The sequence below is a fragment of the Emcibacter sp. SYSU 3D8 genome (assembly GCF_039655875.1).
In the GTDB taxonomy this organism is placed as follows: domain Bacteria; phylum Pseudomonadota; class Alphaproteobacteria; order SMXS01; family SMXS01; genus RI-34.
This window is the reverse complement of the sequence record NZ_JBBYXK010000001.1, coordinates 379,930-392,278: the sequence shown is the minus strand read 5'-3', so window position 1 is coordinate 392,278 and position 12,349 is coordinate 379,930. Positions and strand designations below refer to the sequence as shown.

Sequence of the window (12,349 nt, the reverse complement as noted above, 5' to 3'; positions counted from 1 at the left end):
AACCAAGAAATCGGACTGCTAAACTCCTTGCATCCCGGCCGGTGACGGGCTAAATCACCGGCCATCACACACGCAGGGGCACGGTCAAGTGTGTTGCTTGATCGGTCCGGTGTCGGCACCCGCCGACTCTTATCCCTGTGGCGGTTGAACCGGTAAAGGAAGGATTTGCAGATGGCTCTGCCTCACGTATCTATGCGCCAGCTCCTCGAAGCGGGCGTTCATTTCGGTCACCAGACGCATCGCTGGAACCCCAAGATGGGCCCGTATATTTTCGGCGCCCGCAACAAGATCCACATCATCGACCTGTCGGAGACGGTTCCGCTGATGAACCGCGCCCTGGTGGCGATCCGCGACATCACCGCCGGCGGTGGCCGCGTGCTGTTCGTGGGCACCAAGCGCCAGGCGGCCGACGTGGTGGCCACGGCCGCCCACAAGTGCGGCCAGCACTACGTCAACCATCGCTGGCTCGGCGGCATGCTGACCAACTGGAACACCATTTCCCAGTCGATCCGCCGTCTCAAGACGCTGGAAGAAGAGATGAATGGCGGCGAGAGCGGCGGCCTCACCAAGAAAGAGCGCCTGAGCCTCAGCCGCGAGCACGAAAAGCTCGAGCGCTCGCTCGGCGGCATCAAGGACATGGGCGGTCTGCCCGATCTGCTGTTTGTGATCGACACCAACAAGGAATCGATCGCCATCCAGGAAGCCAACAAGCTGGGCATTCCGGTGGCGGCCGTGGTCGACACCAATTGCGATCCCGACGGCATCGATTATCCGATTCCGGGCAATGATGACGCCAGCCGCGCCATCAACCTGTATTGCGACATGGTTGCGGCGTCGGTGCTTGAAGGTATCCAGCGCGAGCTGGTCGCCGGCGGCGTCGACATCGGCGAATCCGAAGCGCCGGCTGTCGAAGACCTGCCGGAAGCCGCCGAGCTCCAGGCCGAACCGGAAGCGGCGGCACAGCCTGAGGCCGCCGCCGAAGCAGAGCCGACCCCCGAGTCAACGGGCGACGCCAAGACCGAAGCCGCACCCGCTAACGGCTGAGCGCCGCCCGCGTTCATTGAATACCAACGGGGGCCGCTAAAAACGGCCCCCCTTTGTCACCAGGACCCGTTCGCAGGAAGGAAGAACCATGGCTGAAATTACCGCTGCCCTCGTCAAGGAGCTTCGCGAGAAAACCGGCGCCGGCATGATGGATTGCAAGAAGGCGCTGACCGAGAATTCGGGTGACGTCGAGGCATCCGTCGACTGGTTGCGCCAGAAGGGACTGGCCGCCGCCGCGAAGAAGTCCGGCCGTGTCGCAGCCGAAGGTCTTATCGGCGTCAGCGTCGGCGGCAATTCCGGCGCTATGGCCGAAGTGAACTCGGAAACGGATTTCGTTGCCCGCAACGATACGTTCCAGGCGTTCGTCAAGACCGTCGCCGATCTGGCGCTGGCCAATGAAGGCAACCAGGACACGGTGATCGCCAGCGGCTTTCCGAACGAGAGCCGCACGGTCGCTGAGCAATTGACCCACCTGATCGCCACCATCGGCGAGAACATGGCGATCCGCCGCATGGCCGCGCTGAAGGTCAACCAGGGCGTTGTCGCGTCCTATGTCCACAATCCCGCCGCGCCGGGCCTGGGCAAGATCGGCGTCATCGTGGCGCTCGAATCCGCCGGCGACACGGCCAAGCTGGAGGCCTTCGGCCGTCAGTTGGCCATGCACATCGCCGCAGCTGCGCCGCAGTCGATTTCGACGGACGATCTGGATGCGGATCTTGTTGCCCGCGAGCGTCAGGTTCTCGTGCAGCAGGCGCGCGAGTCCGGCCGCGCCGAGGAGATCATCGAGAAGATGGTCGATGGCCGCATGCGCAAGTTCTTCGAGGAAGTCGTGCTGCTGTCCCAGACCTGGGTGATCGATGGCGAGAGCAAGATCGACAAGGTCGTCGCCAACCTCGCCAAGGAACTGGGCACCGACGTGAAGGTGACCGGTTTCGTCCGCTTCGTGCTGGGCGAGGGTATCGAAAAGGACGAAGGCGACTTCGCCGCCGAAGTCGCCAGCATGGCCGGCTGAGCCAACACTCGCTGGTATCGGGCAAGGTTCGCTCCGGGCAACATCGCCCGGAGCCGGACCCCGCTGCACGCCTATTTCGACACAAACCCGCAATACGGGCTACAGTTGCCCGGCGGAGTTGTTGTAAGGTGCGCGCCGCTGGTCGGCGCGAGCGTGCGCCTTGACGCAAGAAGGGGAAAACTGTGGGTACGCCAGGTCCATATCGCCGTGTCCTGTTGAAGGTTTCGGGCGAGGCCCTGATGGGCGATGGCGCCTACGGCATCGACCTTGCCACGGTGGACCGGATCGCTGATGACGTCATGGCGGTGGTCGCCTCGGGTATCCAGGTGTGTCTGGTGGTCGGCGGCGGCAACATTTTCCGCGGCCTTTCTGGCGCCGCCCAGGGCATGGACCGGGCCAGCGCCGACCAGATCGGCATGCTGGCAACCGTCATGAATGCGCTGGCCATGCAGAACATCATGGAAAACAAGGGCATGGCGACGCGGGTGCAATCGGCGATTCCGATGTCGAGCGTCTGCGAACCCTATATCCGCCGGCGCGCCATCCGGCACATGGAAAAGGGCAGGGTGGTGATCTTCGCCGCCGGCACCGGCAATCCGTTCTTTACCACGGATACGGCGGCTGCCTTGCGCGCCGCGGAGATGCGCTGTGATGCATTGCTGAAAGGCACGCAGGTCGACGGCGTCTATTCCGCCGATCCGAAAAAGGATCCGGATGCGATCTATCACACACACCTTAATTATCTCGAGGTGTTATCGAACGATCTTAAAGTGATGGATGCGTCGGCAGTATCTCTGGCCCGCGAGAATGAAATCCCCATCCTGGTGTTCTCGATCCAGGATCCGGGTGGCCTGGCCCGGGTGCTTTCGGGGCAGGGCACGTTCACCACGATTGGCAAATAGGGGTCGTCATGGCTGAGGAAGATATCGATCTGAACAGCATCGAGCGCCGCATGAAGGGTGCGCTTGATGTGCTGTCTAGTGAATTTGGCGGATTGCGCACCGGGCGTGCCTCCGCCTCGCTGCTGGATCCCATCGTTGTGGATGTCTACGGCTCAACCATGCCGATCAATCAGGTCGGCACGGTCAGCGTGCCGGAATCGCGCATGATCACCGTGCAGGTCTGGGACAAGGCGAATGTGTCCTCGGTCGACAAGGCGATCCGCAATTCGGGCCTGGGGCTGAATCCGTCCCCGGACGGGACATTGATCCGGATACCGATCCCGGAATTGAACGAGGAGCGCCGCACCGAGCTGTCGAAGGTTGCCGGCCGCTACGCGGAACAGGCCAAGGTGGCGGTACGCAATGTGCGCCGAGACGGCATGGATCTGCTCAAGCGCCTCGAAAAGGCCAGCGAGATCAGTCAGGATGATCACAAGCTCTATGCGGACGAGATCCAGGAGATGACCGACAAGATGGTCGGAAAGATCGACGAGATGCTCGCGAGCAAGGAAAAGGAGATCATGCAGGTTTAGCCCATGCTGGACGTCTTGCCGCAACAGCTTCCCAACGTCATCCCGACGCATATCGCCATCATCATGGATGGCAATGGACGTTGGGCGAAGGCCCGTGGCTTGCCACGCATCGCCGGGCACCGTCAGGGTGCCGAGGCGGTGCGGCGTTCGGTAGAAAGCTGCCGCGAACTGGGCGTGTCCTACCTGACGCTGTTCGCGTTTTCCTCGGAGAACTGGAAACGGCCGGCGTCCGAAGTCGACGACCTCATGGGGCTCCTGCGTCTATATCTGCGCCGTGAGATCGCCGAACTGGCGAAGAATGACGTCAGGCTCAAGATCATCGGCGACCGAAGCAAGCTCTCGGACGATATTTGCGCGCTGATTCAGGAGGGCGAATCCCGCACCAAGCTGAATGCGGGCCTGACATTGACCATCGCCATCAGCTATGGCGCGCAGGCCGAGATCGTGAATGCCGCGCGGCTGATTGCCGCGGCTCACAAGCGGGGCGACCTCGACCTCGACGAGATTGACGAGGGCATGTTCTCGCGCTTCCTCTACACCGAAAGCATGCCCGATCCCGATCTGTTGATCCGGACCAGCGGCGAGCAGCGGCTCAGCAATTTCATGCTTTGGCAGTCGGCCTATGCCGAATTGCTGTTTATGGATGTCTATTGGCCGGATTTCGACAAGCAATCGCTGATGAAGGCCATCGACACCTTCAACGCGAGAGACAGGCGCTTCGGCGCGACGTCGGGCCCCTGAGCGCGGCCCGTGCGAGGATTTACCTGATTGGCCAGCCGCTTACTCGTTCGCACCGGATCGGCGCTGGTTATGGCGCCCGTCGCTCTTGGCGCGGCCTGGGCGGGCGGCTGGTGGTTCACCGCGGTGATCCTGGTGGTCGCGGTTTACGCGACCGTCGAATGGAACCGGATCACGGGTTCGGCGCATGCGGCCCTGACGATCGTCAACGGCGTGAGCCTGGCGCTCGCCTGCATGGCGCTGCAGGACGTCGGGGGGCGGCTGGCGCTGGCCTTCGTCGTGGCGGGCGCCGCGCTTGCCGCAGCGGTCGCACTGATCCGCCGCTGGCCGCTGGCCTGGCCCGTCACCGGGTTGCTCTATCTCGGCGTCGCCGGCCTGTCGCTGCTCTGGCTGCGAGAATGGGGTGGCTTCCTGCTGGTGTTGTGGCTGCTGCTGGTGATCTGGGCGTCCGATACGGGCGCCTACCTGGTCGGTTCGCGGGTGGGCGGACCAAAGCTGGCGCCGCGCCTCAGCCCCAACAAGACATGGTCGGGCCTTGCCGGTGGCTGCGTCACGGCGGGGGTGCTCTCGGTGGTATTCGCAAGCCTCGCGGGCGGCGAGGCCGCCGCTTTCGGCTATCCTTTCGTGCAGTTCTTGGTAGGCTTTGTGCTGGCCGGACTGTCACAAGTCGGCGATATCGGGGAGTCCGCCATCAAGCGCCGATTCAACGTCAAGGACAGCGGCAACATCATTCCTGGCCATGGCGGTGTCCTCGACCGTGTCGACAGCCTGGTTTTCACCGCGCCGCTCGTCGCGCTCTCCATTATCCTCTTGCGTGAATTCGGTGCCTTTACAAATGGCTGAACCCCTCAACAAGCCGGCAGTTCTTCCCCGTACGCTGAGCCTGCTGGGCTCGACGGGGTCCATCGGCCTCAGCACGCTCGACCTCGTGTCCCGCGATCCTGACGCCTACGATGTCGTCGCGCTGACCGCCAACACGAACGTGGCGCTGCTTGCCGAGCAGGCGCGCCAGTACCATCCGCGTGTCGTGGCGATCGCCGATCCGGCCATGTATCAGGCGCTCAAGGAAGCGCTGGCCGGCACGAATATCTCGGTGCTCGCCGGCCCGCAGGGGCTTGTCGAGGCGGCCAGCCTGGCCTCCGACTGGGTGATGGCCGGCATCGTCGGCTCGGCGGGCTTGTGGCCGACCCTTGCCGCTGTCCGCCGCGGCGCGACCGTGGCCCTGGCCAACAAGGAATGTCTGGTCTGTGCCGGTGAACTGTTCACCCGCGACGTGACCAAGTCCGGCGCCACATTGCTGCCGGTCGATTCCGAGCATAACGCCATTTTCCAGGTGTTTGATTTCGACCACGCCGAACGGGTCGAGAAGATCATCCTAACCGCATCGGGCGGCCCGTTCCGGACTTTCACCCGCGACGCGATGTCCCGGGTCACGCCGGCTCAGGCGGTGAAACATCCGAACTGGTCCATGGGGGCCAAGATCTCGGTCGATTCGGCGACGTTGATGAACAAGGGCCTTGAGGCGATCGAGGCTTATCACCTGTTTCCGGTGGGTGTCGACCAGATCGAAGTGCTGGTGCATCCACAGTCGGTCATCCACAGCATGGTTCAATATGTCGATGGCTCGGTGCTGGCCCAGCTTGGCTCGCCCGACATGCGCACGCCCATCGCGCACGCGCTCGCCTGGCCCGACCGGATGGTGACGCCGGTCAATCGGCTCGACCTTGGGGAAGTGGGGCGTCTCGACTTCGAGTCTCCGGACCTCGGCCGCTTCCCGGCGCTCCGTCTGGCGCGCGAAGCCTTGCAAAGCGGGGGGGCCGCACCTACTATCCTGAACGCAGCAAACGAGGTCGCCGTGGAGGGGTTCTTGCAGGAGCGCGTCGCCTTCCTGGAAATCCCGACAATCGTTGAGAAGGTGTTGGATCGGATGGGTGCCATGCCGCTCCGGAGCTGGGATGACCTAGAGCAGATCGACAGCCAGGCCAGGTCGCTCGCTACCGCAATGCTGGCCTGAAGTTCCCCGCAGCAGCAAAGAGTTAGATGGATATTCCGTTCGTAGGCACGTCGGCTGTTGCGTTCATCGCGGTGTTCTCCGCGCTGGTATTTTTTCACGAGCTTGGTCATTTCTGGGTCGCGCGCCGCTTTGGCATACGCGTCGACGTATTCTCCATCGGCTTCGGTCCTTCGCTGTGGAGCCGCAAGGATCGGCACGGCATCGAATGGCGTATCTCCGCCATCCCCCTGGGCGGCTACGTGAAGTTCTACGGTGACGCCTCGGGCGCCAGCAACCAGTCGGATGAACTGAGGCATATGAGCGAGGCCGAGCGCCGCGATTGCTTCCATTTCCGCCCCCTGTATCAGCGTGCCGCCGTTGTCGCCGCCGGCCCTGCGGCCAACTTCCTGCTCGCCCTGGTCATCTTCACCGGGATGTTCATGGCCGTCGGGCAGCAGTTCAGCCCGCCGGTGATTGACCAGGTCGTCGAGGGATCGCGGGCGGAGAAAGCCGGCTTCAAGGCGGGAGACCGCGTGGTCCAGGTCGGATCCCGCGAGATTGAATCGTTCGAGCAACTGCGCAATCAGATCATACTCAACGCCGACAAGCCGCTTGACGTGACGGTCCGGCGCGGCGGCGAAACCCTGGTCCTGCAGGCGATTCCCGCGACCGTGGTCGAGCAATCCTCCAAAATGGGCCGGCTCGGCATCGTCAATGAGCATCCGGGGCTGATCAAGCGCGGTCTGGCGGATGCCGTGTGGTACGCGGGTGTCGAGGTCCGCGACAACGTGTTCATGATTCTTCATGTCGTTGGCGAGATGATCGGCGGCGAGCGGTCGGTCAAGGATCTCGGAGGGCCGCTGAAGATCGCCGAGGTTTCCGGTTCCGTGGCGCAATCCAGCCTGCTTGGGCTGCTGATGTTGACCGCCGCTCTCTCCATCAATCTGGGGCTGATCAACCTGTTTCCGATTCCCGTGCTGGACGGCGGGCATCTTCTCTATTATGCCTTTGAAGCCGTTCGCGGTCGTCCCCTGGGCGAGAGGGTCCAAGAGTATGGATTCCGCGTGGGAATGGCGCTTGTGTTGCTGTTGATGGTCGTCGTCACTTGGAACGACCTCATCGGCATGGTGTCCAGAATTCAATCATAAGAGCCTAACAGGATGGTCGAGTAACGAGATGCGGCAGGTCTCCTTTAAGTCGTGGCTGTTCGCCGCAGCTCTGATGCTGGTTTCCACCCTGGCGCAGCCTGCGGACGCACAGACCGGTGGTATCGTGTCGGCCATCCGGGTCGAGGGCAATCAGCGTATCGAGCCGGATACGGTGCGGTCCTATCTGCTGATCGCGCCCGGCGACCGGTATCAGGCTGAAGTTGTCGATCAGTCACTGAAGCGCCTGTTCGGCACCGGCCTGTTTGCCGACGTACGCATTGCCCTGCAGGGCAGCGTGTTGCTGGTGTCGGTGGTGGAAAACCCCATCGTCAACCGCATCGCATTCGACGGCAACAAGAAGCTCGACGACGACAAGCTCCGGCAGGAGTTGCAGATCAAGCCGCGTACGGTGTTCACCCGCGCCAAGGTGCAGGCAGATCTCCAGCGTCTGATCGAACTCTACCGCCGCTCCGGGCGCTTTGCCGCCACCGTCGAGCCCAAGATCATCGAACTGCCCCAGAACCGCGTGAATCTGGTCTACGAGATCAGTGAAGGCGAGAAAACCACGGTCCGCCGGATCAACGTCATCGGCAACGAGAAGTATTCGGACGGTGACCTGCGTGGCGAGGTGGCGACCAAGGAAGCCCGCTGGTGGCGCTTCCTGACTTCGAACGACACCTATGATCCCGATCGCCTCCTGTACGATCGTGAGTTGCTGCGCCAGTACTACCTGCAGCGCGGTTTCGCCGATTTCCGCACCATTTCAGCGGTGGCCGAACTGGGCCGCGACCGCGAGGATTTCTACATCACCATCACCCTTGAAGAGGGGCCGATCTACAAGGTTGGCAAGGTGGCGGTGGAGTCCGAAATCGAGGATCTGGATCCCTCCCAACTGACCCGTCTGGTCCTGACGGAAGAGGGCGAGACCTACAACGCCCAGGAGATCGAGAAGACCGTCGAGGCGATCACCGAGGCCGCCGGCAAGATCGGCTATGCCTTCGTCAACGTCCGGCCCAAGATCACCCGCGACAAGGAAAACAAGATCATCGCCATCACCTACCGGCTGCTCGATGCGCCGCGGGTGTATGTGGAGCGCATCGACATCGTCGGTAACACGCGCACGCTGGACAAGGTGATTCGCCGTGAATTCCGGCTGGTCGAGGGCGACGCCTTCAATACCGCCAAGCTGCGCCGCACCAAGACACGTGTGAAGGGCCTGGGCTACTTCGAGGAAAAGGGCGTCGAGATTGACCAGGCGCAGGGCACATCGCCCGACCGCGTGGTGCTGACGGCGACCGTGCAGGAGCAGTCGACCGGCGAGTTGTCGATCGGCGCTGGCGTGTCCTCTTCGGAAAGCCTGATCGGCGAAGTATCGATTCGCGAACGCAACCTGCTCGGCAAGGGCCAGGACCTGCGCCTGTCGCTGGCTGCATCGGGCCGTCGGCAGCAGATCGATTTGGGCTTCACCGAGCCGTATTTCCTCGATCGGCCGCTGGCTGCAGGCTTCGACCTGTTCCATCGGAAGGTCGACTACAAGGAAAGCTCGTTCTCGCAGGGATCGAGCGGCGTGAACCTGCGCGCCGTGTTCCCGATTACCGAATATCTGTCCATGGGCGTGCGCTACCAGTTCCGCTACGATTCGGTCACCGACCGCAACGATATCGTCCAGTCCCTCTACATCGACGAGGGCAACTTCCTCACGTCGTCGGTGGGCTTCACGCTGGCCTATGACGTACGGGATGACCGCATCAAGCCGACGCGCGGCTTTAACATCGTGTTTTCGCAGGACGTTGCCGGCCTTGGCGGCAACACGCGCTACCTGCGGAATCGCCTCAATTACGACTGGTACTATCCGCTGCTGTTCATCGGCGATGACTGGGTCGTCAACCTGTCGCTGGAGGCTGGCCACATCTTCGGCCTGGGCCAGGATATCCGCATCAACGAGCGCTATTTCCTTGGCGGCACCCGCCTGCGCGGCTTCGAACAGGCCGGCGTCGGCGCCCGCCTGAGAAACAGCCAGGACGCCCTTGGCGGCAACACCTACTTCGCCGGATCGGTGGAAGTGTTTATTCCCTTGGGCGCGGTCGAAGAGTTTGGTATTACAGCCTCCGCTTTCGTCGACTTCGGCACGCTCTTTGGTGTCGACGGCGTAGTGAACGGTCAGCTCTGCAACGATCAAGGCACGTGCGAGGTCGTGTTGGGCTCCGATAGTATCCGGATGTCAGCCGGTATCGGCTTCTCCTGGAAATCGCCTTTCGGACCCATTCGATTCGACTTCGCGAAAGCCATCCGCAAAGAAAGCTTCGACCAAACGCAGTTCTTCCAATTCAACGTCGGGACCAGATTCTAATGAAAAACGGGAATATCGCACGTACCTGGCTGGCGGCCGCCGCCGCCTTGTTCGTGGTTGGTACAGCCTCCTACGCCTCGGCCCAGGAAGCCCCTGTGGCCAAGATCATCGTCGTCGATCTGCGCGAGGTTCAGAAGTCCTCGCTGGCGGGCAAGGATTTCGCACGGCAGGTGGAGACCCTGCGTGCCGACCTCGAGACCGACAAGCAGAAACTAGAAAAGCAGGCCGCTGATGCGGAGCAGGAACTCAGCCGCCAGAAGGCGATCCTGAGCGACGCTGCTTTCGAGGAAAAGCGCAAGGCAGCCGCCCAGCAGTTTGCTGACAGCCGCAACAGCCTGCAGGACAAGGCCAACCGCGTTCAGGTTGCCCTCGGTAATGCCGATCGCGATCTGCAGTCGGCGCTCAACCCGATCTACACGGCGGTGCTGAGCAAGTATGCCGCCAACATGATCCTCGACCGCAGCGTGATCGTGGCGACCGGCCAGGTGACTGACGTGACCCGCGAGGTCATCCAGCAGCTGGACCAGAAGATGCCGAGCATCAAGCTCAACATGCCGGCCGCCGGTTCCACGCCGAAGCAGTAGGCTTTCAGCCGTCTGGAATTTGGGGTCCCCCGCGAGAGCGATCTCGCGGGGGACTTTCTCTTTGGTGAACATCTGTTATTAACAACCGTCAAGGACGGCATCTGGAAGGGGCTCTCGGGATGAATGCGCTGATTGGGGAAAATGTCGAGGCGACGCTGGATCAGGAGCGGATCAGGCGGCTGATTCCCCATCGCTATCCCATGCTGCTGATCGACCGGGTCCATGTCATCGAGCGCGGCGAACAGGCCGTCGGGATCAAGAACGTCACCGCCAACGAACCCTTCTTTCAGGGACATTTCCCGGAAAAACCCGTGATGCCGGGCGTGCTGATCATCGAGGCACTGGCCCAGACGGCCGCCGTGCTGGCTCTTGATGTGCTTCTCACCGACGAAGAGGACGCGATCGTCTATCTGACGTCGATCGACAGCGCCAAGTTCCGCCAGCAGGTCGTGCCCGGCGATACGCTCTATCTCCACGTACGCAAGGAGAAGGCGCGCTCGTATCTGTGGCGCCTCGCCGTCGAGGCAAAAGTCGATGGCAAGGTCGTGACGGAGGCCGTGGTTTCGGCCGTGGTGGAAAAGCGCAAACGCTAGCCGTTTCCCGACCGGCGCTCGAACAGCCAGGACATAAAAAAGGGCGGCATCCGAAGGTGCCGCCCTTTTCGATTCACGGGACCCGAGGCTAGTTGCGCTTGTCCATGGCGACATAGGAACGCCGGACCGCGCCGGTGTAGAGCTGGCGGGGACGGCCGATCTTCTGCATCGGGTCCTCGATCATCTCGTTCCACTGGGCAACCCAGCCCACGGTCCGGGCGACGGCGAACAGCACGGTGAACATGCTGGTCGGGAAGCCCATGGCCCGCAGGATGATGCCGGAATAGAAGTCGACGTTCGGATACAGCTTCTTCTCGACGAAATAGTCGTCCTCGAGAGCGATCCGCTCCAGTTCCACGGCCAGTTCCAGCAGCGGGTCGTCCTGCTTGCCCAAGGCGGCCAGAACCTCGTGGCAGGTCTCCTGCATGACCTTGGCGCGCGGGTCGTAGTTCTTGTAGACCCGGTGGCCGAAGCCCATCAGGCGGAAATTGTCGTCCTTGTTCTTGGCCTTCTTGACGTATTCCGCGACGCGATCCTTCGAGCCGATTTCCTGCAGCATCAGCAGCACGGCCTCGTTGGCGCCGCCATGGGCGGGGCCCCACAGGCAGGCGATACCGGCGGCGATGCAGGCGAACGGATTGGCACCCGACGAACCGGCAAGGCGCACGGTCGAAGTAGAGGCGTTCTGCTCATGATCCGCATGCAGGGTGAAGATGCGGTCCATGGCCCGGGACATGATCGGATCGATCTTGTAGTGCTCGGCGGGCACCGCAAACATCATGTGCAGGAAGTTCTCGGCGTAGCTCAGATCGTTGCGCGGATAAACGAAGGGCTGACCCGTCGAATATTTGTACGCCATCGCCGCGATGGTCGGCATCTTGGCGACGAGGCGGTGCGTCGCCACCATGCGCTGGTGCGGATCATTGATGTCGGTGCTGTCGTGATAGAACGCCGACAGGGCGCCGACGACGCCGCACATTATTGCCATCGGGTGCGCATCCCGGCGGAAACCACGGAAGAATTCCCGCAGCTGCTCGTGCACCATGGTGTGGTAGGTGATGCCGCGGACGAATTTCTCGCGGTCGGTCTTGTTCGGCAGTTCGCCATACAGCAGCAGGTAGCAGACTTCCTCGAAATCCGAGTGGCGGGCCAGTTCCTCGATGGGATAGCCGCGATAGAGCAGCACGCCTTCGTCGCCGTCGATATAGGTGATCTTCGACTCGCAACTCGCGGTCGAGGTGAAGCCAGGATCGTAGGTGAACATGTCCGTGGCCCCATAGAGCTTGCGGATGTCGATCACCTTGGGACCAACGGAACCCTCCATTACCGGCAGGTCGACGGATATCCCGCCAGCGCCGAGCTTCGCAATCTTCTCGCTTTCACCCATCTATTGTCCCCTGTCTTTCTCGCGGC

12 protein-coding genes are annotated in these 12,349 nt (G+C 62.3%); 11 read left to right on the top strand and 1 reads right to left on the bottom strand.

The annotated features are described in order from the left end of the window. Window positions 1-171 precede the first annotated feature (171 nt). The 11 genes from rpsB to fabZ all read left to right on the top strand — a co-directional run bounded on the left by rpsB (window position 172) and on the right by fabZ (window position 10,936). On the top strand, window positions 172-1,044 hold the full coding sequence (rpsB, locus tag WJU21_RS01985) for a 30S ribosomal protein S2 (RefSeq protein WP_346321701.1): 873 nt from the start codon (window positions 172-174) through the stop codon (window positions 1,042-1,044). An 88-nt stretch (window positions 1,045-1,132) separates the two neighbouring features. Then, window positions 1,133-2,056, top strand: a complete 924-nt coding sequence (gene tsf / locus WJU21_RS01980; protein ID WP_346321700.1) for a translation elongation factor Ts — start codon at window positions 1,133-1,135, stop codon at window positions 2,054-2,056. A gap of 182 nt (window positions 2,057-2,238) precedes the next feature. Continuing rightward, window positions 2,239-2,958, top strand: a complete 720-nt coding sequence (gene pyrH / locus WJU21_RS01975; RefSeq protein WP_346321699.1) for a UMP kinase — start codon at window positions 2,239-2,241, stop codon at window positions 2,956-2,958. An 8-nt stretch (window positions 2,959-2,966) separates the two neighbouring features. Beyond that, a complete protein-coding gene (gene frr, locus WJU21_RS01970) occupies window positions 2,967-3,530 on the top strand; it encodes a ribosome recycling factor (RefSeq protein ID WP_346321698.1) in 564 nt (187 codons plus the stop codon). Window positions 3,531-3,533: 3 nt separating this feature from the next. Beyond that, entirely contained in the window at window positions 3,534-4,271 is a 738-nt protein-coding gene (locus WJU21_RS01965; RefSeq protein ID WP_346321697.1) for an isoprenyl transferase, read from the top strand. Between the two features lie 27 nt (window positions 4,272-4,298). Further along, entirely contained in the window at window positions 4,299-5,111 is an 813-nt protein-coding gene (locus tag WJU21_RS01960; RefSeq protein WP_346321696.1) for a phosphatidate cytidylyltransferase, read from the top strand. Continuing rightward, window positions 5,104-6,282, top strand: coding sequence for a 1-deoxy-D-xylulose-5-phosphate reductoisomerase (locus WJU21_RS01955; protein ID WP_346321695.1), 1,179 nt, complete (start codon window positions 5,104-5,106; stop codon window positions 6,280-6,282). Before WJU21_RS01960 ends, WJU21_RS01955 begins: the two co-directional genes overlap by 8 nt. A 26-nt stretch (window positions 6,283-6,308) precedes the next feature. Continuing rightward, a complete protein-coding gene (gene rseP, locus WJU21_RS01950; RefSeq protein ID WP_346321694.1) occupies window positions 6,309-7,409 on the top strand; it encodes an RIP metalloprotease RseP in 1,101 nt (366 codons plus the stop codon). A 73-nt stretch (window positions 7,410-7,482) separates the two neighbouring features. Next, window positions 7,483-9,759 (top strand): outer membrane protein assembly factor BamA, encoded by a 2,277-nt coding sequence (bamA, locus tag WJU21_RS01945; RefSeq protein ID WP_346321693.1) that lies wholly within the window; start codon window positions 7,483-7,485, stop codon window positions 9,757-9,759. Beyond that, the gene (locus WJU21_RS01940) at window positions 9,759-10,343 is read left to right on the top strand and encodes an OmpH family outer membrane protein (RefSeq protein WP_346321692.1); all 585 of its coding nucleotides are present in this window, start codon (window positions 9,759-9,761) and stop codon (window positions 10,341-10,343) included. Before bamA ends, WJU21_RS01940 begins: the two co-directional genes overlap by 1 nt. Window positions 10,344-10,462: 119 nt before the next feature. Further along, window positions 10,463-10,936, top strand: a complete 474-nt coding sequence (fabZ, locus tag WJU21_RS01935) for a 3-hydroxyacyl-ACP dehydratase FabZ (protein WP_346321691.1) — start codon at window positions 10,463-10,465, stop codon at window positions 10,934-10,936. Between the two features lie 88 nt (window positions 10,937-11,024). Here fabZ and gltA read toward each other — a convergent pair whose 3' ends face one another. After that, window positions 11,025-12,323, bottom strand: coding sequence for a citrate synthase (gltA, locus tag WJU21_RS01930; protein WP_346321690.1), 1,299 nt, complete (start codon window positions 12,321-12,323; stop codon window positions 11,025-11,027). Between the last annotated feature and the right edge of the window lie 26 nt (window positions 12,324-12,349).

Excerpts from the sequence above, each read along its gene's own strand:
- rpsB (WP_346321701.1), top strand. The coding sequence starts at position 172 with ATGGCTCTGCCTCACGTATCTATGCGCCAGCTCCTCGAAGCGGGCGTT.
- tsf (WP_346321700.1), top strand. The coding sequence starts at position 1,133 with ATGGCTGAAATTACCGCTGCCCTCGTCAAGGAGCTTCGCGAGAAAACC.
- frr (WP_346321698.1), top strand. The coding sequence starts at position 2,967 with ATGGCTGAGGAAGATATCGATCTGAACAGCATCGAGCGCCGCATGAAG.
- WJU21_RS01965 (WP_346321697.1), top strand. The coding sequence starts at position 3,534 with ATGCTGGACGTCTTGCCGCAACAGCTTCCCAACGTCATCCCGACGCAT.
- WJU21_RS01955 (WP_346321695.1), top strand. The coding sequence starts at position 5,104 with ATGGCTGAACCCCTCAACAAGCCGGCAGTTCTTCCCCGTACGCTGAGC.
- rseP (WP_346321694.1), top strand. The coding sequence starts at position 6,309 with ATGGATATTCCGTTCGTAGGCACGTCGGCTGTTGCGTTCATCGCGGTG.
- bamA (WP_346321693.1), top strand. The coding sequence starts at position 7,483 with ATGCTGGTTTCCACCCTGGCGCAGCCTGCGGACGCACAGACCGGTGGT.
- WJU21_RS01940 (WP_346321692.1), top strand. The coding sequence starts at position 9,759 with ATGAAAAACGGGAATATCGCACGTACCTGGCTGGCGGCCGCCGCCGCC.
- fabZ (WP_346321691.1), top strand. The coding sequence starts at position 10,463 with ATGAATGCGCTGATTGGGGAAAATGTCGAGGCGACGCTGGATCAGGAG.
- gltA (WP_346321690.1), bottom strand. The coding sequence starts at position 12,323 with ATGGGTGAAAGCGAGAAGATTGCGAAGCTCGGCGCTGGCGGGATATCC.